The sequence below is a fragment of the Flavobacterium sp. genome (assembly GCF_034111225.1).
Lineage (GTDB): Bacteria > Bacteroidota > Bacteroidia > Flavobacteriales > Flavobacteriaceae > Flavobacterium.
The window spans coordinates 1-25,730 of the sequence record NZ_JAWUXR010000014.1 but is presented as its reverse complement, the minus strand read 5'-3'; the positions used below and the strand labels follow the sequence as shown (position 1 = coordinate 25,730).

Here is a 25,730-nt window from a genome sequence, read left to right as displayed (position 1 = left end):
AGTCACCAACAACAAAAACACCAGTTAAATGTATAAAAGCTGTAAAAACACCTAAATACAAGACGTTTTTTAAAAAAAATTCGAAATCATTAATTTTTCTTACTAAAAAATAACTAGCAAGTAATGCAATTATTGGTTTTAAAAAGTAAGTAATATCTTTTAATATATTTGAAACAGTATACTTATTAAAAATTAAACTTATAAAGCCTATCCCAAAAATTAAAAACAATGGAGTTATGAGTTTTAACGTTTTAACTGAAATAATTGGCTTAGAGTTAAGGAGTAATAAAATGAGCGTTAAGCCTTGGATACCAAAATTTAATTTATATGAAGGTAAATATATCTCACATAAAATAATAATTGAAAAAATACAGGAATAAAAATGTTTTTTGGAAATCAAAACTACTTATTTAACTATCAAATATAGCCCAAAAATAGTAATATATTCTTCATTAAATTATTCTTTTACTTTTAAAAAGATATATTTGTATTTATTTCTTAAAAAGATTGCAATGAAAAAAGCTTTAATAACAGGTATTAATGGACAAGATGGGTCATATTTAGCTGAATTATTAGTTGAAAAAGGATATGAGGTTCATGGAATAATAAGAAGGAGCTCAACCTTTAATACTGAGCGTATAGAACATTTGTATATAGATTCTCTGTTACAAGATTTACATATTGATAAAAAGATAAAATTACATTATGGTGATATGACTGACTCAACGAATTTAATTCGTTTAGTACAGCAAATAAAACCAGAAGAGATTTATAATTTAGCAGCTCAATCGCATGTAAAAGTTTCGTTTGATATGCCTGAATATACTGCCGAAACTGATGCAGTGGGAACATTGCGTTTGCTAGAAGCCATTCGTATATGTGGTTTAGAAAAAACTACACGAATTTATCAAGCCTCTACATCAGAATTATATGGTAAAGTGCAAGAAGTGCCTCAAAAAGAGACTACGCCTTTTTACCCAAGATCTCCTTATGGTGTGGCAAAATTATATGCGTATTGGATAACGAAAAATTACCGTGAATCATATGACATGTATGCTGTAAATGGAATTCTATTCAATCATGAATCTGAAAGAAGAGGTGAAACTTTCGTTACTCGAAAAATCACACTTTCTGCTTCACGTATCAAACACGGTATTCAAGATAAATTATATTTAGGAAACCTAGATTCTTTACGCGACTGGGGTTATGCAAAAGATTATGTAGAATGTATGTGGTTGATGTTGCAACAAGATACTCCAGAAGATTATGTAATAGGAACAGGTGTTCAGTATTCTGTTCGCTATTTTTGTGAATTAGCATTTAGAGAAGCTGGAATTGAATTAGAATGGCAAGGAAGTGCAGAAAATGAAAAAGGAATTTGCAAAGCCACTGGTAAAATACTTATTGAAGTAGATGAAAACTATTATCGCCCAGCAGAAGTAGAAAGTTTATTAGGTGACCCAACGAAAGCAAGAACACAATTAGGCTGGGATCCAAGTCGTACTTCTATCGAAAAATTAGTTTCTATTATGATGGAACACGATTTAAAATATGTAGTTCGTTTTAAAGATCGTGACTCTGTAAGATTGTATGAGTAAAATGAAGATTTTAATTACCGGTGGTAACGGAATGGTGGGTAAAAATATTTTGGAACATCCAGAAGCTAGTCAGCACATTTTATTAGCGCCTTCTAGTAAAGAATTAAATTTACGCGATTATAATACTGTAAATGCGTATATCCAAAAACACCAACCCGATTGCATTATTCATGCTGCGGGTTTGGTAGGCGGAATTCAAGCAAATATGGCACGCCCGGTTGATTTTCTAGTCTATAATTTAGATATGGGCAGAAACATTATTATGGCCGCAAAAGAAAATGGTGTCAAACAGTTTATGAACATGGCAAGTTCTTGTATGTACCCTAGAGCAGCGCAAAATCCGTTACAAGAAGAATTGATATTAAAAGGAGAATTAGAGCCTACAAACGAAGGATATGCTATTGCAAAAGTGGTTGCTACTCGTTTGTGTGAATATATAGTAAAAGAAAATCCAGTACTTCAATACAAAACGGTAATTCCATGTAATTTATATGGAAAATATGATAAGTTTTCGCCTGAACATTCACACATGGTTCCAGCCGTAATTAAAAAAATAGTGGAAGCTAAAGAAAAAAATGCCGCTTCTATTGATATTTGGGGTGATGGTTTAGCCAGACGTGAGTTTATGTATACAGGTGATTTAGCCGATTTTGTTTTTTATGCGTTGAATCATTTTGAAACTATGCCGCAAAATATAAATGTAGGTTTAGGTTTTGATTATACCATTAATGAATATTATGAAACCATTGCAAAAGTGATTGGTTTTGAAGGTACATTTATTCACGATTTAAGCAAGCCTATAGGCATGAAACAAAAGTTGATTGATGACTCTAAGTTAAAGAAATTTGGCTGGCAACATCAAACCTCTTTAGAAGAAGGAATTAAAAAAACGGTCGAATATTTTAAAAACGTTGTTTTACATGATTAAATATCCATTAGCATCCTCAACTTGGGATGAAAAAGAAATAGAAGCCATTAATGGCGTTATTGCAAAAGACATGTACACTATGGGTGAAGGTGTCAAGCAATTTGAAGACAATTTTGCGAAATTTGTTGGTTCAAAATATGCTGTAATGGTCAATTCAGGTTCTTCTGCAAATTTAATTGCAGTTGCTGCTTTGTTTTACACAAAAAATCCAAAGTTAAAACGCGGTGACGAGGTTATTGTTCCTGCAGTTTCTTGGTCAACTACTTATTACCCTTTATATCAATATGGCTTAAAACTAAAATTTGTTGATGTAGATTTACATACGTTAAATTTTGACTTAGACCAATTAAAAGCAGCCGTTACTGAAGATACTAAAATGATTTTAGCAGTGAATTTATTGGGGAATCCAAATGATTTTGATGCTATTAATAACATTATTGGTTCGCGTGATATTATTTTAATGGAAGATAATTGCGAATCGATGGGTGCTGAATTTAAAGGAAAGCAAACGGGAACTTTTGGTTTAGTAGGTTCATATTCTACCTTCTTCTCCCATCATATGGCGACAATGGAAGGTGGTTTAATTGTCACTGACGATGAAGAAATGTACCACGTTATGGTATGTTTACGTGCACATGGCTGGACAAGACATTTACCAAAAGTAAATTTTGTTTCAAACAAAAGTGATAATAATTTTGAGGAATCATTCCGCTTTTTATTGCCCGGATATAATGTTAGACCTATTGAAATGAGTGGCGTAATTGGTGTTGAGCAATTAATCAAATTACCTTCATTTTTAGACCAAAGAAGAAAAAATGCTGAGTTATTCGTTTCGTTATTTAAAAATAATGACAATTTCTTCATTCAAAAAGATATTGACAATAGCAGTTGGTTTGGGTTTAGTTTTATCATTAAACCAACATCTAAATTAAAAAGAGAAGCAATTGTAAAAGCATTAGAAGAAAATCATATCGATTGTAGACCTATTGTAACTGGGGATTTTACTAAAAACGAAGTGTTGAAGTATTTTGACTATGAAATTTTTGGGGAAATGAAAAATGCACAATATCTAGATAAAAATGGTTTCTTCGTAGGGAATCACCAAGTCAATTTAACTGAAGAAATTTATCATTTACATAAAGTTCTAACTTCATTATAATTTTATATTTCAAACCTATGAAACCATTTACTTTGGTTAAAACCAACTACAAAAACCATGTTTCTATGGATTTGTATCATGAGTTTGAAAAAAGCATTGCCAAAAAGCCCAATTGGAACATCAAAAATGGTGTGAACTCTTTTTGGGCTATTTGTATTCGTCAATTTTTAAAGGTGTTTCCTCCATTACTTTTTCCAATTACAAAAAAGGAAACTTACGTTGTAATTGGTTACCAAAAAGAGAAATTCTTTCCTTATTTCCATTATCACTCTCGATTAAAGGTTCTTTGGATGTATGATGCTTGGGAGCCATTATTTGATGAAATTGAAAAAACCATTAGACAGTATAAAATAAACATAGTTTTTACTGCTAGTAAGCAATCTTCAGAATATTTTAATGCGTTAAATATTCCTAATTTCAAATCACATTGGATTCCTGAAGCAGTAGATTACTCTCAGTATAAGTTTGTAAACTACAATAATAGAACAACTGATGTACTGCAATTAGGAAGAAAGTGGAATGAGTTTCATGAGAGAATTTTACCTATTGAAGAGAATTTTACTTATAAATATGAAAAGGTAAGAGGGCAAATTATTTTTAAAACAAGAGAAGACTTTTTATGGGGGTTGGCAAACTCTAAAATATCAATTTGTGTTCCTTCAAACATTACTCATCCCGAAATTTCAGGAAACATTTCAACTATTACAAATAGGTATTTACAATCTATGGCTTCAAAATGCTTAATTTTAGGTAAATTACCTTCAGACATGTTGGCGGTTTTTGATTATAATCCTATTATTGAAATAGATGAGGCTGACCCAATAAAGCAAATAGAAGAAATATTAAATAACTTTGAAAACTATGTCCCTTTAATAGAAAAAAATTATCAAACTGTAAAAGAGTTTCATAATTGGGATAATAGGGTGACTCAAATGGAAAAATTTATTTTAAATTATAAATTATAATTGGTGCAAAAATCAAAAATAGTATTCAATTCTATAATGGCAATTGCACAAGTGGTAATTGTGGGGGTTGTATATTTAGTTTTGTACAAATACCTTTTAAATACTATTGGAATAGAATTGTTAGGTGTGTGGTCTCTTATAATTGCTTCAACTTCATTAGCGTTAATAGCAAATTTTGGTATAAGTACTAGTATAATCAAATTTGTAGCAACTTATCACGCTCGTTCCGATATTGAAAGCTTAAAAAAATTATTGTTCACATCATCAGTCTTTATAATTCTTACTTATTCTTTTATTTCAATCGTTTTATTGTTTTTAGGGAATTCCATTCTACCTTATTTTATTGAGCCTAAGTATTTATCCATAGCCTTAGAAATATTGCCTTTTTCATTAATCAGCTTAATAATAAATGCCTTGGGTGGTGTTATTAGTAGTAGTTTAGATGGAATTCAAAAAAATTATATTAAAAGTTATATTTTAAGTTTTACAGCTGTTTTATTATTCCTATTAAGCGTTCTGTTGACTCCTAATTATGGACTTAAAGGCTTAGTTTTTGCACAAATTGCACAAGGTATTGTTGTATTAATAGCTTCATTATTTTTCTTAAATAATTATTTACAAGGCGTAGTTTCATTACGTTGGAATTGGTCAAAAAAATTATTTAAAGAAATTATTAATTATGGTTTAAAAATGCAAGCATTATCAATTATGCAAATGTCTTTTGAGCCTATTACAAAAGGATTGCTAAGTAAATTTGGTGGATTAAGTATGGTTGGGTATTATGAAATGGCTAGCAGGTTAGTAACTCAATTAAGAAGTTTAATTGTTAGTGCAAATCAAGTAGTAATTCCTGTTGTTGCTGGTGCAAAAGAGACTAATGAAGGTTATGTCAAAGAACTTTACATTAAGTCTTTTTCAATAGTTTTATTTTTTGATATTCTTTTAATTACTGGGGTTATAATTTTTGCCCCATTAGTTTCCTACTTGTGGATTGGTAAATTAATTCCATTTTTTGTATTTGTAGTAATATTAAATAGTGTTGTAGTTTTTATCAACATATTAAGCAATCCTGCTTATTTTAGTTATTTAGGCGAAGGGAAATTAAACTGGCTTATTTACTCTTATTTTGCAATAAGTATTTTAAATCCATTATTGGGTTTTTTATTAGGGAGTGTATATAATGGTTATGGTGTTGTAATTGCTTGGAATGTGTCTTTTTTGGTAAGTTCTATAATTATACTACAATCATATCATAAACTTAATTCAATAGCCTTAAAGACGGTTTTAGGGAAGCAAGATTTTGTTTTTATTTGTGTCGCCTCACCTTTAGCCTCTTTCGGATGTCTTTCTTTATATCGATATCTATTAAATTATACAGTTGATTTTATATTTATTACTATTTTTACTCTTTGTTTTATTGTATTTGTGGCTCTTTTAATAAAAAATAAGAATTTCAAAACCTTATTACAACACGCGAAACAAATAGTAGCCCGAAAATGATGAATCAAGAAAAACCTTTTTTTAGTATTATAACCGCTTCTTTCAACAGTGAAAAAACCATATATAAAACAATTGAATCAATATTAAATTTAGATTTTACCGAAAAACCATTTGAATACATAATAATTGATGGAAACTCATCAGATAAGACATTAGAAATAATAAAATCCTTTGAATCAAAGTTTTTGGAAAAAAATATTACTTTCTCTTATATTTCTGAACCTGATAAAGGTATTTATGATGCCTGGAATAAAGGTGTTAAATTAAGTAAAGGTAATTGGATAAGTTTCATAGGTTCTGATGATATGTATTTACCGTTTGCACTAACTAAATATTATAATTCTATTTTAAATTGTCCAGTTAATGTTAATTATATTTCTTCAAAAGTTGAAATTATTGACTCTAATTACAATCCCATAAGAGTTATTGGAAGCCTATATGTTTGGGGGGAAATGATTCGCGGAATGAACATTGCCCAAGTAGGCTCATTCCATAAAGATGAATTGTTTGAAAAGAATGGTTTTTTTAGTACTGAATATAAAATTGTAGGTGATTTAGATTTTTACATTCGATCAAAAAGCATTATAATTCCAGAATTTTTTGAAAGCATAACTGCTAAAATGCAAAATGGAGGCGTAAGTAATCAGATTTTTAAAGCCCTAAAAGAGGCAATGGTTGTTAAGTTAAAATATAAGTATACGGCTAAAGCCTTAATTTATTACGACTTTTTAATGTCGTTGACTAAGTGCTATATAAAAATAATTATAAAAAAATAAGGAGCTATAGCTCCTTATTTTTTTATAATTATAGTTTTATTATTTAACTACTGTCTGAGTTAATTTAACTATTTGAGCAGATAAAGCTTGTTCTGACGGGTAAAATGATGGCGGAACGTAATTTTTTCCTTCTTTAACTATTGGAGTTATTAACGATGTTGTTTTATCAACTGTTACAGTGTTAACGTCTGGTCCAAAATAGTCAAAAAACAAATTTCCTTTTGCTTCAAAAATATTGTCAAAATATTTCATTTTGAAATTTTTAATTTCCATTTGACCTTGATCTCTATTAGTACCAAAATCAATTCTTAATTGTGTTGGTATAACATCTTCTTCAAATTCAAAAACTACTTCTTGACTGTTCTCGTTACCTTTAACGTCAACCCAAAGAGATCCTTCTTCAGGGAAATTAATTGTACCATCTTCGGAAAAATACAAATGGAATCTATCATCTTTTTTTGCAACCACTTCAAATATAACTTTAAAAGTTGCAGGGTTTTCTTTAATTTCTTCTTGTTGAACCTCTGTTGATGTTTCGTCAACTTTTGTTTCTTGTTTACAAGAAATAAAAGCAAATGAAGAAAATAAAACTGTAAATAATATTCTTGTTTTCATTTTAATTATAATTTTCAACAAAAATATGTAATTTTTCAAATTATTAACACAAAAAACTAAAAAATTTAATATCTGATAATCAGTTGTTTATAAGTAAGCATTATTGTTTTAACACAATTTTAGGAATAAAGATTCTAGATTTTTTGTTTAATTATTATTTTAATAAATAATTCTACCCGTAAAAACCTCTTCAACATCAACAATAGGAGGAACATTTTTTAAAATCACATCTCCTGTAGCATAAATTGTACCTTCTATTTTTTGAACAGGATATACAAACATATCATTTGAACCTCTTTGAAAAATTTTAATTACTTCGACTTCTAAATTTTCTCCGTAAAAACGACCATTACCAAAATAGAAATTCAATAACATCTCATTTGCATGACCATTTATGTAGAAATTAGAAACATTATTGCTTTCAACCACTAATTGACCATTATCAACCTCAATATTAAAATCTCCTGTTCCCGCCCCATCTGATACATCAATTGAAAATAACCGAATAATTGGAGAGTGAAGCGTGCCTTCACTTTGAATTTTCTGGTCCGTTTTACTGTGTATCTCTAGTTCTTGAATTAGTATAGTAGAGTTTTCATCTGGTACTGTAACATAAACTATAGTTTGACCATAATCTCTGGCAATATTACAAGTTGAATTGTCTTTTACGACTAACATACCATCTTGTAAATAAACTTCTAAATTGTCAATAATATTGTCAGATGTTTCAACCTTAACCTCATAATTTGGACCTTCTTTAATAACAAGTCCAACACCATCATAAACTTTAATTTTTGTAAAATTTTCTAAAGGAAATGTTTGTGTTATTCTGCTACCGTTTCCTTTAAAACAGTCTTCAGAAATACCACAGCTTATCGTTATTAAAAACGAAAGGGTAAGAACTATTTTAATTAACTTCTTCATAATTATTATAATCTAATACCTATTGAAGCTTCTATTGCTTCTGCTCTTCCGCCATGAGTTTTTAAACCAACTCCCGTAAATATATTTTTGTAAATATAATATTTTACTCCTAATCGTTGATAAATGTCTATCTCATAATCAAATGGTTTATAAACATAATAACCAAATTGTGTTTCAATAGATAGTTTATTAATGAACAATTCATGTCCTACGAACAAGCCTATTCTTTTATAATCAGTATTAGGGTCAACTGGAGGTTTATCAGGAAAAGCCACTGATGAAAACTCAATGTAATCTTTTAAATATCTAGAAAAGAAGACATCAGTACCCAATTGTAAGGCGCTTTTTCGACCTATTCTTTTATCGGCATATAAGCCAATATGATAAAACTGACGCTGTCCCAAACCCGGAACTGGTCCTTCAGAAATACCTGTTCTAAAAGCTATATTGTATTTTATTTTTTCTTTGTAAAATTGTTTTGGAGGTAATGAATCAATTATAAATTCTTTTGTTTCACTAAAATTATAATTTAACCCAACATTTAAAGCAATTGTATTGATTCCACTATTAGGAGCTTTAAATCTCCCGTTTGAAAAATGAGTCAACATAAATCCTGCTTGAAAACCTATTTTATCAATAATATTTTCCTTTTTATACTGTAATAAAAAGTAATTATTGTCCATTATTTTTGTTCCAAAAGCGTTGTTTTTATTATTTGTTTCTTTATTATAAGGGCTAGATGTCATCCCTATACCTTGCGAAATTCTAAAGATTAAATGACGGTTTAAAAAGTAAAAGTTGTAATGAACACCTAGTGCTACATTATGACCTAAATATTGGTTTTTAAAATCTAAATAATGAAAAGAAACTCCATAATCTGGATAGTTATATACTTGTTCCCATTCTTTTTTCCCATGGGTTTTCCAGTTATAACTCAACATAAAACCATCTGGGTGACCAGTTATCAAATGTCCAATATCATTTGTGTGCTTATATACATTTCCCCTAAAAAATTGTGCGTCTATATATGACTGATTTCCGTTTTCTTGAGCTAGAATAGGAACTGTTGCAAGGAGTAAAAAGAATAGACAGACTTTCTTCATTTTTATTTTATAGCAATTGGGTACACTCTTTTAAACTTTCTTTCCACTTTTTTATTGGAATTCCAAATGTAGTTGTAATCTTTGTTTTATCCAAAACACTGTATTTTGGTCTTTTGGCAGGAGTTGGATAGTCCTCAGTTGGGATTCCTTTCATGTTAAGTTTAATATTGTTTAATGTCAAAATTTCACTAGCAAAATCAAACCAAGAACACTTTCCTTCGTTGCTGAAATTATAAATTCCAAAAGTGTTGGATAAAGTATTATTCGTTATTGGTGAAAGTATTATTTGAATTAAAACTTCAGCTAAATCAACTGCATAGGTTGGTGTTCCTATTTGATCATTTACCACAGAAAGTGAATCTTTTTCTGAGCCTAAACGTATTATGGTTTTCATAAAGTTATTCCCAAATTGAGAATAAACCCAGGATGTTCTAATAATAAAGTGCTTTCCCCAAGTGTTTTGAATGGCAATTTCACCATCAAGTTTTGTTTTTCCGTAAACACCTGATGGATTTGGAATATCGGTCTCGGTATAAGGTTTCTTAGAATTACCGTCAAAAATAAAATCAGTTGAAATATGCAGTAAAATTGTGTTGTTGTTTTTACAAACCTCAGCTATATTTTTTGCACCAATTATATTAATTAGTTTTGCTTTTTCTGGTTCTATTTCGGCTTTATCAACAGCTGTATAAGCGGCTGTATTAATGCAAAAATTAGGCTTGTATTGTTTGAAGATAGCTTCACAATTCACTAAATTGGTAATATCCAATTCTGAAGAATTACAAAAAACAAAATCAATTGAAGGTTGATTTCCGACAATCGATTGTATAGCTTGTCCTAACTGACCTTTAGCTCCAGTGACTAATACTACCATACTTTTTTTGCATTTTCTAATGTTGGTAACACTTGGTCTTTTTCTGAAATAATTAATTCATCTATAGGAAAGTTCCAATCTATATTTACTTTTTTATCATTATACATAAGTCCGCCTTCGCTTTCTTTATTATAAAAATTATCACATTTATAGAAGAAAGTAGCAGTGTCACTTAATACTAAAAAACCATGTGCAAAACCTCTTGGTACAAAAAATTGTTTTTTATTTTCTGCTGACAAAAGAATTGAAACATGTTGACCATAGGTTTCAGATTCTGGTCTTATATCAACCGCAACATCTAAAACTTCTCCTTGTAAAACACGAACTAGTTTTGCTTGTGCATACTCGCCACATTGATAATGTAAACCACGCAAAACGCCTTTTGTTGAAAATGATTGATTGTCTTGTACAAAATGAACTTTCTGTCCTATACCGTTTGCAAACGCATTTTCATTAAAACTTTCCATAAAATAACCTCTTTCATCAGAAATTATTTTTGGCTCAATAATGAAACAATCTTGTAATTTAGTTGTAATAAAATTCATTCTTATTTTTTAATCAAACTCATTAAGTGAGTTCCGTAACCACTTTTTAGTAAGGGTTCGGCTAATTTTTGTAATTGTGCTGCATCAATAAAGCCCATCTTATATGCAGCTTCTTCAATAGCGCCAATTTTTAAACCTTGTCGTTCTTCTATTACTTCTACAAATTGACCCGCTTGCATTAACGATTGAAACGTTCCTGTATCTAACCAAGCTGTTCCTCTGTCCAGAATACTTACTTGTAACTTTCCTTGTTTTAAATATTCTTTATTTACATCGGTAATTTCTAATTCACCTCTATGACTCGGTTTAATGTTTGCGGCTACTTCAAGTACAGAGTTGTCGTAGAAATAAATTCCTGGAACTGCATAATTTGACTTGGGGTGAGTTGGTTTCTCATCTATTGATAAAACTTTTCCATTCACATCAAAATCTACAACACCATAACGTTCTGGATCATTTACATGATAAGCATAAACAATTCCTCCTTCTGGGTCATTATTTGTTTGTAATAATTCTGCTAAACCAGTTCCGTAGAAAATATTGTCTCCTAAAATTAAAGCAACTTTATCATTTCCAACAAATTCTTTTCCAATAATAAAAGCTTCGGCTAAACCGTTTGGGTTTTCTTGAACTGCATATTCAAAACGACAACCTAAATTACTTCCGTCTCCTAATAATTTTTCAAATAAAGGTAAATCTTGAGGAGTCGATATTATTAAAATTTCTCTTATTCCAGCCCACATTAAAGTTGATAAAGGGTAATAAATCATTGGTTTATCATAAATAGGCATTAATTGCTTACTTACTGCTAATGTTAAGGGGTGCAAACGTGTTCCTGAACCTCCAGCTAAAATAATTCCTTTCATATTCTTTATTTTATAATTTAAATAGCCTTAAGCTTGAAATTTTTCTAAGTACCACGTAATCGTTTTACGAATACCTGTTTCAAAATTTTCATTTGCTTTCCAACCTAATTCTGTTTCAATTTTTGTAGCATCAATAGCATAACGCATATCATGCCCTGGTCTATCTTTTACAAAAATTATTAAATCTTGGTATTTCCCTTCTTTACGAGGAACTACAGAATTCAAAATTTCACAAATTGTATCCACTATCTGTAAATTATTTCTTTCGTTTCTTCCGCCAATATTATAAGTTTCACCAGATTTACCAGTCTTAAATGCTAATTCAATTCCTTTACAATGATCTAGAACATATAGCCAGTCTCTAACATTTGTTCCATCTCCATAAATAGGAATGTTTTCACCTGCAATAGCTTTTCGAATAATTGTTGGAATTAATTTCTCATTATGTTGTTTTGGACCATAATTATTAGAACAGTTTGTAGTAACTACATTCATTCCATAAGTATGGAAATAACTACGCACAATCATATCTGAACCTGCCTTTGAAGCAGAATACGGGCTATTTGGCGCATAAGGCGTTGTTTCTTCAAACAAACCTGTCTCTCCTAACGTTCCGTATACCTCATCAGTAGAAACGTGATGAAAACGTGCGTTTTTGAAGTTATCTTTATAGTCATTTGGACCATTCATCCAAAGTTTTCTTGCTGAATCTAATAAATTAAATGTCCCTAATACATTTGTTTTAATAAATGCTTCTGGACCTGAAATAGAATTGTCAACATGGCTTTCGGCAGCAAAATGAATGACATCATGAAATTGATATTTTATAAACAGTTCTTTTATAAACTCGCCATCACAAATATCTCCTTGAATAAAAGCATACCTATCGTGGTTTTCAATTTCTTTTAAATTATTTAAATCTCCAGCGTAAGTCAATAAATCTAAATTAACTAGATTATAATCTTGATTATTCTCAATAAAATAGGGGATAAAATTTGCGCCTATAAAACCTGCACCACCTGTTATTAAAATATTCTTCATTTTAAACTAAAGTCTTTTTGTTAATTGAGCTATATAAAAGAGCTTAAATAAATAGAAAATAAAAAACAATCCAATAAAAAGTATTGGGAATACTAATTTCATTTTCCCATTTAAACCTTTTGTGTTTTTTAAATTAATTGTAGTACTAAGTGATTTTACTATTTTATCATTATTAACTAAACTCATTCTTAATGAACCCTGCTCTGAAATTAAACCATCTTTCGTTTTTAAAATATCATTTACTTGGTTGTTTTCGTTATTATAAACTAAGTTTTCGCTTTTTTGGCTACTCGCAATACTACTTGAATACCCATCCAAAAGCTTATCTATTTGAGCAATAGCGCTATCATTTGCCTTCATTTTAATATAAATATTGTTTACAAATTCTTTCTGAAAATTAGAGTAATATTCTGATTGATTTAGAAACGATATTATTGGTTGCGTTGTGTTATCTTCTGATGATTGTTCGTTTGTGGTAATCTTTATTATATGATATGGATAATTTTTACTTGTAGTCTCCTCTTTAATGATTTTTTCAAGATCACCGTCTTCTGCTAACAATTTAATGAATTCGAAATTTGTATTATTTTGACCTATAAATGAATAAATATTAACTATTGGGTCAATTTCAATTGAATTCAAATTTTTTACATTTTTAATGCCTAAAGAATTTAAAAAAGTAGTGTCGTTTTCATTTTTTTTTGACTTTAATAATTCAACTTTAGAATACAAATAGTCTACGCTTGCAAAATTAGGAGTCACAATAATTTCATGAGTATAAGACTTGTTGTTTTTGTCTAAAAAATAACCTAAAACTATTCCAGAGATTAACAAAATCATTAGTATTAAAAAATTTCTTTTAAGAAATAAAAATAAATCAAAAATAGAATCTATTCCTTTTTGAAACAGATTTCCTATTTTATTAAAAACTTGACCTAAGTCTATTTCTTGATCTTGAGGGTTTGAGCTCATAGTTATTATTTTACGTTGAAAATTTGTTCTAATATTTTAATTGTAATTAAATAGGTAGGTTTTACTCCTGTTGTTCCTAAGCCTCCAGACGCTAAAGTGCTTCCTGTTTCTAAAGGATTATCTGAAGCATAATAAGCATAACGCACCTTTACGTTAGGGTTGATGCTTTTTCTAATCTTAGATGCTGATTGGATGGCTTTTTGATAATATGCGCCTTCCATCTCTAAGCCTATTGCTTTCCATGTAGATTCATGAAAGAACTTTAATAAATCTCTATTTTGTAATGACGTTCCAAGAACCGTAACCATCGGTCCTGCAAAAACAGGCATGTCATTTCCTTTAAACATTTCAGCTGTTAGTTCGTTTTCAAAAGGGTAATTGTCTGCTGTTCCTTCATTAATATGTGCGTTTGGAATCATGATGTCTCCTTTTCCTCCTTGAAGAATTCCTGCTTTACCCATTATTGAAACTGACTCTACATTAATAAATGTTTTCTCTTTTCCTTTTTTATAAGGTTTTAATAGCTCGTCAATCGTTTCATAAGCTTGTTCTCCAAAAGCATAATCCATTACAATTAAAACTGGTTTTTCACCATTAATTTGCGCTGTAGGAAATGCTGAATTTTTTAAATCAATTTTAGCAGTATCAAAAATTTGAACATCAATGTTTGTTCCTGATGTATCAGGTAAAAAAACCATTCCTTGTTGCATTGCAACAGTTTCTACTTTTTTACGTAAATCATTATTTGAAGAGCTGCTTAAGTCTTCAAAAATAACATAATCTGATTTTCCTTTGTACTTTGATTCTAAAACCGGTTTAGCAAAAATAGAATTCATTACACTGTGCATGTTTGCACTAATAACATGAATAGGTCTTTGCAATAAATCATTTTTTTCTAAAACTTCTTTTATGTTGTTAGCCCATATTTCTCCATAAATATGGTGACCTAAACGTTCTCTAAGTATAGGACTAAAAGTAATTGTTCTTTTATTGTTGTCTACAACTTCTTCAATAGCAAGTTTTCCTAGCCAATAAACAATATGTAAAAATCGTTCAGGCGCATCTGCAGTAGCGAAATCTTGATAAATGTTTTGTACTTCCGCAAATGTTCGCCCTAAAATATTAGCTGCATGAGAAATGGCTTTTTCTCTTTCAATTAAAGTTAATTTTTTAGTGTTTAAAACCGTTTCTTCAAGTTTTTGCCAATCGCGAGATACTTTTCCTTCTTCATCAATTAAAACGCGGTCTTTTATTTTATGTGATTCTATAAAAATAAAAGTCAAATGGGTTAAAATATCATAGATATCTGAACGACCACGAGTAATTTCAATATTCATTTGTTCGTCATCTATTCGATAACAGTTTCTTCTTCTTTTTGGAGGAACAATCGCTTTAAAATGAGAATTAGAATATCCCTCATCTGAAGTTAAATTAATGTATCTGCATTGCTCAATACCAATTGGTAATCGTTCAATTACATACAATAATCCGCTTAACTCAACCTTTTCTTCAGCAATACTTCCGTAAATTTCTGGTCGAAGCGATAATAAAGCTTCTCTTAAGGTTTCTCCTGAAATACCCATTGGTTTATAAAAACCTCTGTTAAATAAATGCCTCATTGTAATGTACAGTCGTTCAATAGCTGCTGACGACTCTTGCGCTCTAGAGCGCGAAATGTTTTTGATTTCTTTCATTTATATTTATTATGTCTAACCAACAAAGGTAAGATTTTTTATTATTAGTTAGTAAGGATTAGATTTATAGCAGGTTCATTAATACTTAACTGCTCTAATGGGTTCTCATTGTTTTTAAGTTTATTCCATTTTCCTCCCGAAAAAACGAAATAAAAATCACGATCTACATTGTTGTATAAAACATAGGGTTGATACCCTTTTGGTGTTCTATTATCAGAGATTAATAGTTTTTCATAGGCTACGAATAGTCCACTTGTTGGCATGGTTAAATTGAACTCTGAAACATCAAATTTGTGTTTTATCACTCCTTTTTTTATAGTGACTATAAAATCTCTATTTAGTAATTCATAACCTGGATTCCCTAATGAATCGACACTAAAAAAACGAATTTTTATAGAAGCGCTATCAATTCTACAATCGGTATGAATGGTAACTTTTTTAATAAATTTTAGTTTCTTGTATTTTGAGTCATACGGAAAATACTTCGCTTCAACTTTTGGACCGTTATCAAAAGCTTGCATAATGGTGTGATCTACGTTTCCAATTTCCAAATATTTTGATTGCCTTTTCATTAAAACAACCACATCATTAAGTTCATAAAGTTTTGGCGTAAGCTCAATATTCATGAATTCGGCTTGTTTTAAGGTCTGAGTTTCATAACCTAAAACAGAAATAATTATGCTTTTATCTTTTCCGTTTATCTTGATGTTAAAAGAGCCGTCTATTTCTGTAGTAGTTCCGATGTTTTCATTTTCTACCCAAATGTTTACAAATGGAATAGGTTCTCCGCTAACGTTATCTTTAACGATTCCTTTTACTTGTGCAGAAAGGGAAATCGTGGTAATGAATAAGAGTGAAAGATATTTCATTTTAGTTTGTTAATGTTAACTGAATGTCTAATTCGCCATATTTTTTTTTATTATTTTTACTTTTTGACCTCTCTTCTTCTTTTATAAACCAATCTCCTTTTTTAAATTCCCAAATCAATTGCTCCTCTGAATAAAAAAACCCTAATAGAGGTTGATATAGTTTTTCATTTAATAAAGGTGTATTTGAATCGTTATTGTTTGTATAATAAAATTTATTTTTATCAATTATCATCCATTCAAACGCTATAAATAACCCTTCTTCTGGGATTTTTATATTATACTTTTCAATATTTACTACATTATTATTTCTTCCTATCTTAACCTCAACAATTAGGTTTTCAACTAAAATATCATCGCCAGGTTTACCGTTAGGATTAATTTTAAAAAACCTCAAATTTATCTTTGCATTTTCAATTTCAGATAAACTTATAAAGCTAATTTCTTTTAAAAAAGGATGTTCAGAAATTTCATTATTAGATTCTATTTTTTTTGCGAAAATTTTAGGTCTAATTCCTCCTCCATAAAAACTTTTAATTTTGGAATTACTGTATTTTCCAACTTTTAATTTTTTTTCTTCTTTTTTATTTTCTACTACATTTTCATTTAATTGAAGAGGCTTTTTCGTAAGAAAAAATGTAAAGTCATTAGACGATTTAATAGTTTTGGTATCATAACCAAGAGCAGAAAAAACCAATACTTTTTCTTCTTTTATATCCAATGAAAATGTGCCGTTTTCTTCTGTGGTAGTTCCAATGTTTTCATTTTCTACCCAAATATTTACAAACGGAATAGGTTTTCCGGTAACGTTATCTTTTACAATACCTTTTACTTGTGCAGAAAGGGAAATCGTGGTAATGAATAAGAGTAAACTCAAAAATCTTTTTTCTATCATCTTTCTTCTATGCTCTTATTAATTTATCAGCAATAGCTCTATTGTCACTTAATCTTGGTAATTTATTTTGTCCACCTAGTTTACCTATAGATTTCATGTATTCTTGAAAACCATTTTTAACTACTTTAGTAATAACAAGTGTTCTTAAAACTTTACCCACAATTAAATCGTCATAATAAATATTTTGTTTGCGCATGGCTGCATCGATTTGTAACGCAAAATCTTCTAAATTATTGGGTTCGTTTTCAAATTCAATAAACCATTCATGAAAAGGTAATCCAGAAGTTGGATTAATTTGTGGTGCAACCGTGAATTCGTTTATTCGAACATCTGTGCTTTCTGTTGCTTCTTGTAAAGCGCCTTCCACTTCCTTGGCAATAACATGTTCGCCAAAAGCAGAGATAAAATGTTTTATTCGACCTGAAACAATTACTCTATAAGGTTTTAGTGAAGTAAATTGAACTGTATCACCAATGTTATAAGCCCAAAGTCCTGCATTAGTAGAAATGATTAAAACATAATTTACATTAAGTTCTACTTCTCCAATGGTAAGTCGTTTTGGGTTTTCAGTGTAGAATTCATCTGCTTTAATGAATTCGTAGAAAATACCCGAATTCAACAGCAACAACATTCCTTTTTCTTTTTGGGAATCTTGGTAAGCGAAAAACCCTTCTGAAGCTGGAAACAATTCGATAGCATCTACTTTTCTTCCTAATAAGTTTTCAAATTTAGCTCTGTATGGTTCGAAATTTACGCCTCCGTAGATGAATAAATTGAAGTTTTTAAAAATTTCGCCCACAGGCTTATTGGCTTTTTCTTTTAACTTTTCGAAATACATTTGCACCCAAGATGGAATTCCTGAAATAACAGACATATCTTCATTTATCGTTTCTTCCACAATTGCATTTACTTTGGTTTCCCAATCTTCAATACAATTGGTTTCCCAGCTTGGCATTCTATTTTTTTGAAGGTATTTTGGAACAAAGTGTGCTACAATTCCTGAAAGTCGGCCTAACTGAATTCCGTTTTTTTCTTCCAAAACTGGACTTCCTTGTAAAAAAATCATTTTCCCATCGACAAAATCGGCTTTCCCTGTTTCATGCACATAACTCAAAATAGCATTTCGAGCTGCTTGAATATGAAAAGGCATTGATTCTTTTGTAAGCGGAATGTATTTAGCGCCAGAAGTAGTTCCAGAAGTTTTTGCAAAATAAAGGGGTTTTCCTTTCCAAAGTATGTTTTCTTCACCTTTAACAACTCTGTCAACATAAGGTTTCAATTGTTCATAATCGCGAACAGGAACTTGTTTTGCAAATTCTTGAAACGTTTTAATGTTATTAAAATTATGGTCTTTACCAAATTGTGTTTCTTTGGCTGTAGATACTAATTGTTGAAAAACTCTTTGCTGTGTAACAACCGGATTAGTTGCCCATTTTTGTGTGGTATCATGAATTCTTTTCGCAAATAATTTTGCTGCAAAAGCTTTTAAAGTCATAGGTTATTCAAAATTAATGAATTGTGTTGGGTCAATTGGAAAACCGTCTTTCCAAAGTTCAAAATGAAGATTTATACTGGTATTATTAGAAGTTGAATTTCCTGCTAAAGCAATAACTTCTCCAGAACGAACAGAGTCTCCTTGGTTTTTTGTCAATGATGCAGCGTTTTTATAGACTGATAAAATTACATCTTCATGTCTTATAATGATAACATATCCACTCGAAGGTGTCCAATCTGCAAAAACAATGGTTCCGTTTGCAATAGCTTTAATTGGAGTATTGTTTGCAACGGCAATTTTTACAGCCAAATGCTTATTTGACGTGCTAAATTTTTCAATAATTGGTCCTTGAACAGGGGGAAACAACACAAAGTTAACTTTTGGTTTTGCTGATTCAAATACGTTGTATTTGTCTTCGTTTTGTGATTGTTCTTTTAACTTAATTTCTGCTTCAGAAGCCGACGTTTTAGAAACATCTAATTTTGCTCTTTCAGCAGCTATTAATGAATCTTTGCTCAGTTTAGCATATTCTACATCACCCGTTAATATTTTTTTAATAGAAGAAATATATAAGTCATTTAGCTTAACTGCTTTCTCTAAAGAATCTGATTTAATAGCTAAGTTTAAAGCGTCTTTTTTTAATTTGGTAGAGGCATATCCTGGAATATATTCTCTTAATGGGGTAAATGCAATAATATAAGTTGTGATTCCAATTAAAAAAATAGAGGAAAGCATTAACACAACAAAAACATTCATTAAGTTTAGTTTTAATGAAAATGTTTCTTCAAAAGTGTCTTCATTTAGAACAACCAACCTTCTCTTATTTAAGAGTTTTCGGAAGACTTTTCTAAAAAACAGTTTTCTTTTTAGGTTTTTGGTAGACATTTAAACTAGATATTGTTTCTACAAATATAGCAATTACAATGTGTTTTTGTAATTAGGTTATAATAATTCGTTAAAAAATATAAGATTGCCATTTTCTTTTTATCTTTGTTGTATAATTTTTGAAATCATGAATACATTAGCAATATTTTTAGGAGTTGTAGGAGTTCCTCAAGTAATTTTAGTAGTTGTAATTATTTTATTACTTTTTGGTGGTAAAAAAATTCCAGAATTAATGAAAGGACTTGGAAGTGGAATTAAAGAATTTAAAAACGCAGCAAAAGACGAAGAGCAAAAAGTTACTAAAAAAGACGAAGAAACTACTACTAAAGAGTAATTTTTAAATCTTTTTTTAAATAAAAATCCCAAATTCAACACTTCGACAAGCTCAGTGTGACAGAATTTGGGATTTTTTTATTTTTTATAAAATCATAGAAAGTTGAATACGTTTTCTAGCTTCATCCACCTCAACTACTTTTACTTGCACATGTTGGTGTAGTTTTACCACTTCATTTACATCTGAAACATAACCTTCTTTAAGTTGGGAAATGTGTACTAAACCACTTTCTTTAATTCCAACATCTACAAAACAACCAAAAGCGGTAATATTATTAACTATTCCTGGTAAAATCATTCCTTCTTTTAAATCCTTCATGGAACGAACATTGGGATCAAATTCGAAAACTTTAGCCGATTTTCTTGGATCTAATCCTGGTTTTTCCAGCTCTTTTAAAATATCTTTTAAACCTAAAATTCCAATTTCTTCTGAAACATATTTTTCAGGTTGAATTTGGCTAATCAAATCTTTATTGGCAATTAAATCTGAAACAGAAGCTTTCAACTCTTTTGCCATTTTTTCAACAATTTTATAGGCTTCAGGATGAACTGCAGAATTATCTAACGGGTTTTTTCCGTCTTTAATTCGAATAAAAGCGGCGGCTTGTTGAAATGCTTTTTCGCCTAACCTTGGAACTTTTTTAAGTTGTTTTCTGTCTTCAAATGGTCCGTTTTCAGAGCGATAATTCACAATATTTTCGGCCATTTTTTCGCCAATTCCCGAAACGTAACTTAATAAAGATTTACTCGCTGTATTGATGTTTACACCTACTGAGTTTACACAACGAACTACAACTGTATCTAATTCTTCTTTTAATTTAGTTTGATCTACATCGTGTTGATATTGCCCAACTCCAATAGATTTTGCATCAATCTTAACCAATTCGGCCAACGGATCAGCTAAACGTCTTCCAATAGAAACAGAACCACGAACAGTAACATCGTAACTTGGAAATTCTTCACGCGCAATTTTACTTGCCGAATATACCGATGCTCCGGCTTCTGAAACCACAAAAACCTGAACCGGCTTATCAAAAGCAATTTTTTTAATGAAAAATTCAGTTTCACGGCTTGCGGTTCCGTTTCCAATAGAAATGGCTTCAATACCGTAAGCGTTTACCATAGAACGAATTTTTTTCATTGCCATACCGCTTTCGTTTTGTGGCGCATGCGGATAAATGGTTTCATTGTACAATAAATCGCCTTTTTCGTCTAAACAAACTACTTTACAACCACTTTTATAACCTGGATCAATGGCTAAAATTCTTTTTTCACCTAATGGAGGTGCTAATAATAACTGGCCTAGATTTCCAGCGAATACGTCAATTGCTTTAGCGTCTGCTTTTGTTTTTGCTTCTTGTAAAGTTTCGTTAGAAATAGCTGGTTCTAATAAACGTTTATAACTGTCTTTTATAGCCAATTCTAAATGCGAAGCAGAATCTGATTTTCTGTTTTTTATGATGTTCTCTTCAATAAAATTGACTGCTTCTTCTTTATCAATTTCTAATTTGAACTTAATAAAACCTTCGTTCTCTGCACGAAGAATAGCTAATAATCGATGTGAAGGTGCTTTTGAAATAGGTTCAGACCATTCGAAATATTGTATGAATTTTTGTGCTCCTTCTTCGTCTTTTTTAGCTTTTACTACTTTAGTTGTAATATCCGCCTGACGCTGAAACATTCTTCTTAAACTCTTACGAATGTAAATATTTTCGTTAATCCATTCGGCAACAATATCTCTTGCGCCTTGCAAAGCATCGTCTTCATTAACAACTTTATCATTTAAATATTTTGAAGCCAAAAACTCAACATCATCTGCATTTTGAGCCATGATTATTTTTGCTAAAGGTTCTAATCCGTTTTCACGAGCTGTGTCGGCTTTAGTTTTACGCGTTTTTTTATACGGTAAATAGAGGTCTTCCAATTCTTGTAAATCGAAACTATTTTCGATTTTTGATTTCAATTCTGGAGAAAGGGCATTTTGTTCTTCAATACTTTTTAGAATGGAATCTTTACGTTTTACAATTTCTTCATATTGTTTCGAAAGCTTTGCAATATTTTCAATTTGAACCTCATCTAAATTTCCTGTAAAGTCTTTTCGATATCGAGAAATGAACGGAATTGTACAGTCTTCTGAAAGTAATTGAAGTGTTGCTTGTATGTTTTTATCTGAAGTAGTAACTACTTTTTTTATGAATTGTATGTTTGTCATGATGAATTTAAACTATGAGTAGATTAAAGTGCTAAAATACTATCTTTGGGTAAAACTCTAAACCTTTGAAGTCAATATTAATTTATTTTATACTTATAACTGTTTTCACTTTCCTTTGTTTTGGATATGATAAGCAATTAGCAAGGAAAAACAAAAGACGTATTTCGGAACGAAATCTTTTTATTCTGGTATTTTTAGGTGGAACAATTGGCGGTTTGGTAGGCATGAGTGTTTTTAGGCATAAAACCAACAAAACATCTTTTATATTGATTTTTTATGGAATTTTAATACTTCAACTTGTATTACTTTATTTCGGCTTTGATTTTTTGAAACGCTTTACCTAAATTTTCAATCACATCGGTTATAAGCATGCTTTCTTCGCTTTGTGTTTGTAAAGTTATATCTGCAGAAAGACCATGTGTAAAAACAGCTAATTTTGCAGCATTAATAGGTTCGTAATTTTGAGCTAGAAATGCTAAAATAATTCCAGTTAAAGCATCACCTGAACCCCCTTTTGCTAATCCAGCATTTCCTGATGTATTTACAAAAGTTCGATGTCCGTTTGTTATAACTGATTGATGTCCTTTTAGAACAATAATGCAGTTGTATTCATTGGCTTTTTGAATTGCAGTTTGAATGCGATCTTCTTTTGAATTGTGCAATCCAAATAAACGATCAAACTCTTTTGGATGTGGCGTTAAAATTGAGTCTTTAGGCAATAGAGTAAGCCAATCTTGATTGGATGATAAAATGTTTAAAGCATCCGCATCTATAACTATTGGATATTTTGTTTTTGAAAGTGTTGAATAAAGTAATTTTTGTGCAGCAGCATCTTGTTCTAATCCTGGTCCTATTGCAAGGCTATTATATTTTGAAAAATCAATTTGCTCTTCTCTAAAATGGAGCATTGCTTCTGGAATGGAAGTGAAAATAGAGCTTCTTTCTTCTTTAGGAATAGAAACGGTTAATAAACCTGCTCCACTTCTTAAACAAGCTTTTGCTGCAATAATTGCAGCGCCCACTTTTTGAACACTTCCGGCAATAAGTAATGCATGACCAAAATCTCCTTTATGAGAATTTAGTAATCTCTTTTTTAAAAATTGTTTTATGTAATCAATTTCTAATTTTTCCATTGTTATACATTAAAAATCGTTTTCTTCGTATTTAAAGTTACGCTTCATAAAGTTTAAAGCCACTTGTACAATTTGTCCCATTGCTTCCGCTTTTTTAAATTCAAGGTCATGAGTATATTGGTAAATCTCTTCTCTTAATTGTTCAATATGAGATTGTGGTGCCAAACGTGTTGATTTCATTGCTTTTAATAAGTGTTTTAAACGAACTCCAGAATCTATCATTCTTTTTACTAATATAGATCGTTCTTCACTTTGGTATTGTTCTATAGCGGTTTTGTTTAATTTATCTTTAACCAATCTATTAAATGGAAAGTTTTCTTTGAATAAATGAGGTTTATAGAGCCTGAAGTTTCCTTCATAACATTGTTGGTCAAAATCAATAGCGCGTATTTTAAAAACAATTTGGTCAAAATCGTAAATAGGCACAATTACAAAATTATACGAACGCATATCGCCTAATAGTCCAATCATACAACGTTCGTTAAACTTTACAAATTCTTTTGCAATTTGTGCTTTCTCGTGCTCGTTACATTCTTTTAAATTGTTTTCTAAAAAAATATCTCCCGGAATTCCTAAAATGTGTTCTTCTATTAAAGTATCACCAAAAACTAAAAAATTAATTCTATTTGGTGATAAAATATGCTCTAGTTCTAAACCGAAAACACGCGAAGCGTCGGCTTTTTTTATGTAAAAATGCGTGTAATTATCGTTTAAAATATTTCTTATTTTTATACGAAAGGGTTGTGAATTACCAAAGGTGCAAAAATCAATATAATCTACATTTAGAAACTGACTGTTTTTTATATCACCGTCTGAATGTAAAAGCGCGTATATTTTTTTTAAACTATTGTCTATTTCTTCTTTTTCAAATTCGTTATAATAAACCCTTACCCATAGAGTATCTTTCTCTTCTTTATCAAAAACAGAAATTGCACCTTGAAACCTTAATAAATCATCGTAAAAAATAGTAGAACGCGTTAAACGTTTATATTTTTCTAAATAACTTTTTAAAACATCATTTATAGGGTAATTTTCTTTTTTTAACTGTGGTTTATTTTCGTTCATTAAATATAAAATTATTACGTAAAAATACGTTAATCTTGAACTATATAGTCTTTAGAATCTTCTTTTTTAAATTCGGGTTGAATATTGATGTGGTTAATTCCGAATTTTTTAAAAAGTAAATCTTCTATTTTATACAATAAAATATTAAAATCGCTCATTTTTATGTCTTCTGAACAATCTAAATGTGCTTCTAGGTGCAATTCTTCTTCGTTTAAATGCCAAACATGAATATGGTGCAGTTTGTTTACACCTTTAATTTTATGTACTTCCCAAACAATTTCTTTGATGTTAATTTCATCTGGTGTAAAAAGCATTAGCATTTTAGTTGATTTAATTATTAAATCTAAACCAACAATAATTAAGTAGGCAGCTATTAAAATAGTCATAACACTATCTACCCAAAACCATCCATAAAATTTCATTAAAAGACCACCTATTAAAACAGCAACTGAAGCCATCATATCTGTTAAAAGATGGAGGTATGCAGATTTCATGTTTAAATTATGAGCTGCATCATTTTTTAGTAAAATTACCGAAAACCCATTTACAATTATTCCCAACAAGGCTAACCAAATAACCAATCCAGATTCAATTTCATGCGGATTAATTAAACGCTCAATAGCTCCATAAATTAATATGAAAGCTACAATTATTAAAGTAGCAGCGTTAACAAAAGCAGCTAATAACTCAGCTCTTTTAAAACCAAATGTTTGGTCTAAAGAAGCTTTCCTTCTTGATAATTTATGAGCTAATAAACTAAATACTAAAGAGATTACATCTGAGAAATTATGTAAAGCGTCTGAAATAAGGGCAAGGCTTCCAGAAATAATTCCACCCACAACTTGAGCAATAGTAATCACTATATTTAATAATATAGAATATACTAAATTATCACTCTTAACTACGTGTTTATGTGAATGGTTATGACTCATTTATGTTATTTACAAGCAATTTTATTTACTCTATTTGCGTGTCTTCCGCCTTCAAACTTAGTGCTTAAAAAAACATCAACCATATCAACAGCCTGTTGTATTGAAGTGTAACGAGCTGGAATACTAATAACATTAGCGTCGTTATGTTGACGCGCAAGTTCTGCAATTTCTTTTGTCCAGCAAAGAGCAGCTCTTACATCTTGATGTTTATTAGCCGTCATAGCAATTCCGTTACCAGAACCGCAAATTACAATTCCTAAATCGGCATTTTTCATTTGAACATCATATGCTACTGCATGCCCAAAATCGGGATAATCAACACTGTCAAAAGTATCTGTTCCGTGATTAAGAATG

Annotated in this window: 27 protein-coding genes; 9 read left to right on the top strand and 18 right to left on the bottom strand. The window is 30.2% G+C overall.

Annotated features, from left to right (window positions below; genetic code table 11):
* Nucleotides 1–236: 236 nt before the first annotated feature.
* From UXY25_RS10780 to UXY25_RS10750, 7 genes are all read left to right on the top strand, one after another.
* Nucleotides 237–380 (top strand): hypothetical protein, encoded by a 144-nt coding sequence (locus UXY25_RS10780; protein ID WP_320816028.1) that lies wholly within the window; start codon nt 237–239, stop codon nt 378–380.
* 132 nt (nt 381–512) lie between these two features.
* Nucleotides 513–1,598: a GDP-mannose 4,6-dehydratase gene (gene gmd, locus UXY25_RS10775; RefSeq protein ID WP_320816027.1), complete on the top strand. Its 1,086-nt coding sequence runs from the start codon at nt 513–515 to the stop codon at nt 1,596–1,598.
* Nucleotide 1,599: 1 nt separating this feature from the next.
* The gene (locus UXY25_RS10770; RefSeq protein ID WP_320816026.1) at nt 1,600–2,526 is read left to right on the top strand and encodes a GDP-L-fucose synthase; all 927 of its coding nucleotides are present in this window, start codon (nt 1,600–1,602) and stop codon (nt 2,524–2,526) included.
* The gene (locus UXY25_RS10765; RefSeq protein ID WP_320816025.1) at nt 2,519–3,685 is read left to right on the top strand and encodes a DegT/DnrJ/EryC1/StrS family aminotransferase; all 1,167 of its coding nucleotides are present in this window, start codon (nt 2,519–2,521) and stop codon (nt 3,683–3,685) included. The genes UXY25_RS10770 and UXY25_RS10765 overlap by 8 nt, the downstream gene beginning before the upstream one ends.
* Before the next feature lie 17 nt (nt 3,686–3,702).
* Nucleotides 3,703–4,650, top strand: coding sequence for a hypothetical protein (locus UXY25_RS10760; RefSeq protein ID WP_320816024.1), 948 nt, complete (start codon nt 3,703–3,705; stop codon nt 4,648–4,650).
* A 3-nt stretch (nt 4,651–4,653) separates the two neighbouring features.
* Nucleotides 4,654–6,150, top strand: coding sequence for an oligosaccharide flippase family protein (locus tag UXY25_RS10755; RefSeq protein ID WP_320816023.1), 1,497 nt, complete (start codon nt 4,654–4,656; stop codon nt 6,148–6,150).
* Entirely contained in the window at nt 6,147–6,926 is a 780-nt protein-coding gene (locus tag UXY25_RS10750; protein WP_320816022.1) for a glycosyltransferase family 2 protein, read from the top strand. Before UXY25_RS10755 ends, UXY25_RS10750 begins: the two co-directional genes overlap by 4 nt.
* 39 nt (nt 6,927–6,965) lie before the next feature.
* On the opposite strand, the gene UXY25_RS10745 is transcribed toward UXY25_RS10750, so the two are convergent.
* From UXY25_RS10745 to UXY25_RS10685, 13 genes are all read right to left on the bottom strand, one after another.
* Entirely contained in the window at nt 6,966–7,541 is a 576-nt protein-coding gene (locus UXY25_RS10745) for a hypothetical protein (protein WP_320816021.1), read from the bottom strand.
* 159 nt (nt 7,542–7,700) lie between these two features.
* Nucleotides 7,701–8,465: a head GIN domain-containing protein gene (locus UXY25_RS10740; RefSeq protein WP_320816020.1), complete on the bottom strand. Its 765-nt coding sequence runs from the start codon at nt 8,463–8,465 to the stop codon at nt 7,701–7,703.
* A 5-nt stretch (nt 8,466–8,470) separates the two neighbouring features.
* The gene (locus UXY25_RS10735; protein ID WP_320816019.1) at nt 8,471–9,568 is read right to left on the bottom strand and encodes an acyloxyacyl hydrolase; all 1,098 of its coding nucleotides are present in this window, start codon (nt 9,566–9,568) and stop codon (nt 8,471–8,473) included.
* Nucleotides 9,569–9,575: 7 nt separating this feature from the next.
* Nucleotides 9,576–10,442 carry a dTDP-4-dehydrorhamnose reductase gene (rfbD, locus tag UXY25_RS10730; protein ID WP_320816018.1) on the bottom strand — a complete coding sequence of 289 codons (867 nt, stop codon included), beginning with the start codon at nt 10,440–10,442 and terminating at the stop codon, nt 9,576–9,578.
* Complete coding sequence (gene rfbC, locus UXY25_RS10725) at nt 10,436–10,987, bottom strand: dTDP-4-dehydrorhamnose 3,5-epimerase (protein WP_320816017.1); 552 nt, start codon at nt 10,985–10,987, stop codon at nt 10,436–10,438. Before rfbC ends, rfbD begins: the two co-directional genes overlap by 7 nt.
* Nucleotides 10,988–10,989: 2 nt before the next feature.
* Nucleotides 10,990–11,853: a glucose-1-phosphate thymidylyltransferase RfbA gene (rfbA, locus tag UXY25_RS10720; protein WP_320816016.1), complete on the bottom strand. Its 864-nt coding sequence runs from the start codon at nt 11,851–11,853 to the stop codon at nt 10,990–10,992.
* A gap of 27 nt (nt 11,854–11,880) precedes the next feature.
* Complete coding sequence (rfbB, locus tag UXY25_RS10715; RefSeq protein WP_320816015.1) at nt 11,881–12,894, bottom strand: dTDP-glucose 4,6-dehydratase; 1,014 nt, start codon at nt 12,892–12,894, stop codon at nt 11,881–11,883.
* A gap of 6 nt (nt 12,895–12,900) precedes the next feature.
* Nucleotides 12,901–13,866, bottom strand: coding sequence for a hypothetical protein (locus UXY25_RS10710; protein ID WP_320816014.1), 966 nt, complete (start codon nt 13,864–13,866; stop codon nt 12,901–12,903).
* A gap of 5 nt (nt 13,867–13,871) precedes the next feature.
* Nucleotides 13,872–15,560 carry a DUF6909 family protein gene (locus UXY25_RS10705; RefSeq protein ID WP_320816013.1) on the bottom strand — a complete coding sequence of 563 codons (1,689 nt, stop codon included), beginning with the start codon at nt 15,558–15,560 and terminating at the stop codon, nt 13,872–13,874.
* 44 nt (nt 15,561–15,604) lie between these two features.
* Nucleotides 15,605–16,429 (bottom strand): carboxypeptidase-like regulatory domain-containing protein, encoded by an 825-nt coding sequence (locus tag UXY25_RS10700; RefSeq protein WP_320816012.1) that lies wholly within the window; start codon nt 16,427–16,429, stop codon nt 15,605–15,607.
* Nucleotide 16,430: 1 nt separating this feature from the next.
* Nucleotides 16,431–17,321, bottom strand: a complete 891-nt coding sequence (locus tag UXY25_RS10695; RefSeq protein WP_320816011.1) for a carboxypeptidase-like regulatory domain-containing protein — start codon at nt 17,319–17,321, stop codon at nt 16,431–16,433.
* Between the two features lie 7 nt (nt 17,322–17,328).
* Nucleotides 17,329–18,816, bottom strand: coding sequence for a GH3 auxin-responsive promoter family protein (locus tag UXY25_RS10690; RefSeq protein ID WP_320816010.1), 1,488 nt, complete (start codon nt 18,814–18,816; stop codon nt 17,329–17,331).
* Between the two features lie 3 nt (nt 18,817–18,819).
* Nucleotides 18,820–19,629, bottom strand: a complete 810-nt coding sequence (locus tag UXY25_RS10685) for a M23 family metallopeptidase (protein ID WP_320816009.1) — start codon at nt 19,627–19,629, stop codon at nt 18,820–18,822.
* 199 nt (nt 19,630–19,828) lie between these two features.
* Here UXY25_RS10685 and UXY25_RS10680 point away from each other — a divergent pair, with 199 nt between their 5' ends.
* Nucleotides 19,829–20,035 carry a twin-arginine translocase TatA/TatE family subunit gene (locus UXY25_RS10680; RefSeq protein WP_320816008.1) on the top strand — a complete coding sequence of 69 codons (207 nt, stop codon included), beginning with the start codon at nt 19,829–19,831 and terminating at the stop codon, nt 20,033–20,035.
* An 84-nt stretch (nt 20,036–20,119) separates the two neighbouring features.
* Here UXY25_RS10680 and UXY25_RS10675 read toward each other — a convergent pair whose 3' ends face one another.
* Nucleotides 20,120–22,246, bottom strand: coding sequence for a Tex family protein (locus tag UXY25_RS10675; RefSeq protein WP_320816007.1), 2,127 nt, complete (start codon nt 22,244–22,246; stop codon nt 20,120–20,122).
* Nucleotides 22,247–22,311: 65 nt separating this feature from the next.
* Between UXY25_RS10675 and UXY25_RS10670 the strand changes: the two genes are divergently transcribed.
* Nucleotides 22,312–22,590, top strand: coding sequence for a DUF1294 domain-containing protein (locus UXY25_RS10670; protein ID WP_320816006.1), 279 nt, complete (start codon nt 22,312–22,314; stop codon nt 22,588–22,590).
* Here UXY25_RS10670 and UXY25_RS10665 read toward each other — a convergent pair.
* From UXY25_RS10665 to UXY25_RS10650, 4 genes are all read right to left on the bottom strand, one after another.
* Nucleotides 22,549–23,379 carry an NAD(P)H-hydrate dehydratase gene (locus UXY25_RS10665; protein ID WP_320816005.1) on the bottom strand — a complete coding sequence of 277 codons (831 nt, stop codon included), beginning with the start codon at nt 23,377–23,379 and terminating at the stop codon, nt 22,549–22,551. The genes UXY25_RS10670 and UXY25_RS10665 overlap by 42 nt on opposite strands.
* 9 nt (nt 23,380–23,388) lie before the next feature.
* Nucleotides 23,389–24,444: a hypothetical protein gene (locus UXY25_RS10660; protein ID WP_320816004.1), complete on the bottom strand. Its 1,056-nt coding sequence runs from the start codon at nt 24,442–24,444 to the stop codon at nt 23,389–23,391.
* A 29-nt stretch (nt 24,445–24,473) separates the two neighbouring features.
* Entirely contained in the window at nt 24,474–25,376 is a 903-nt protein-coding gene (locus tag UXY25_RS10655) for a cation diffusion facilitator family transporter (protein ID WP_320816003.1), read from the bottom strand.
* 5 nt (nt 25,377–25,381) lie between these two features.
* Nucleotides 25,382–25,730 (bottom strand): RpiB/LacA/LacB family sugar-phosphate isomerase (locus UXY25_RS10650; protein WP_320816002.1); only part of this gene is annotated, 349 nt, incomplete at its 5' end.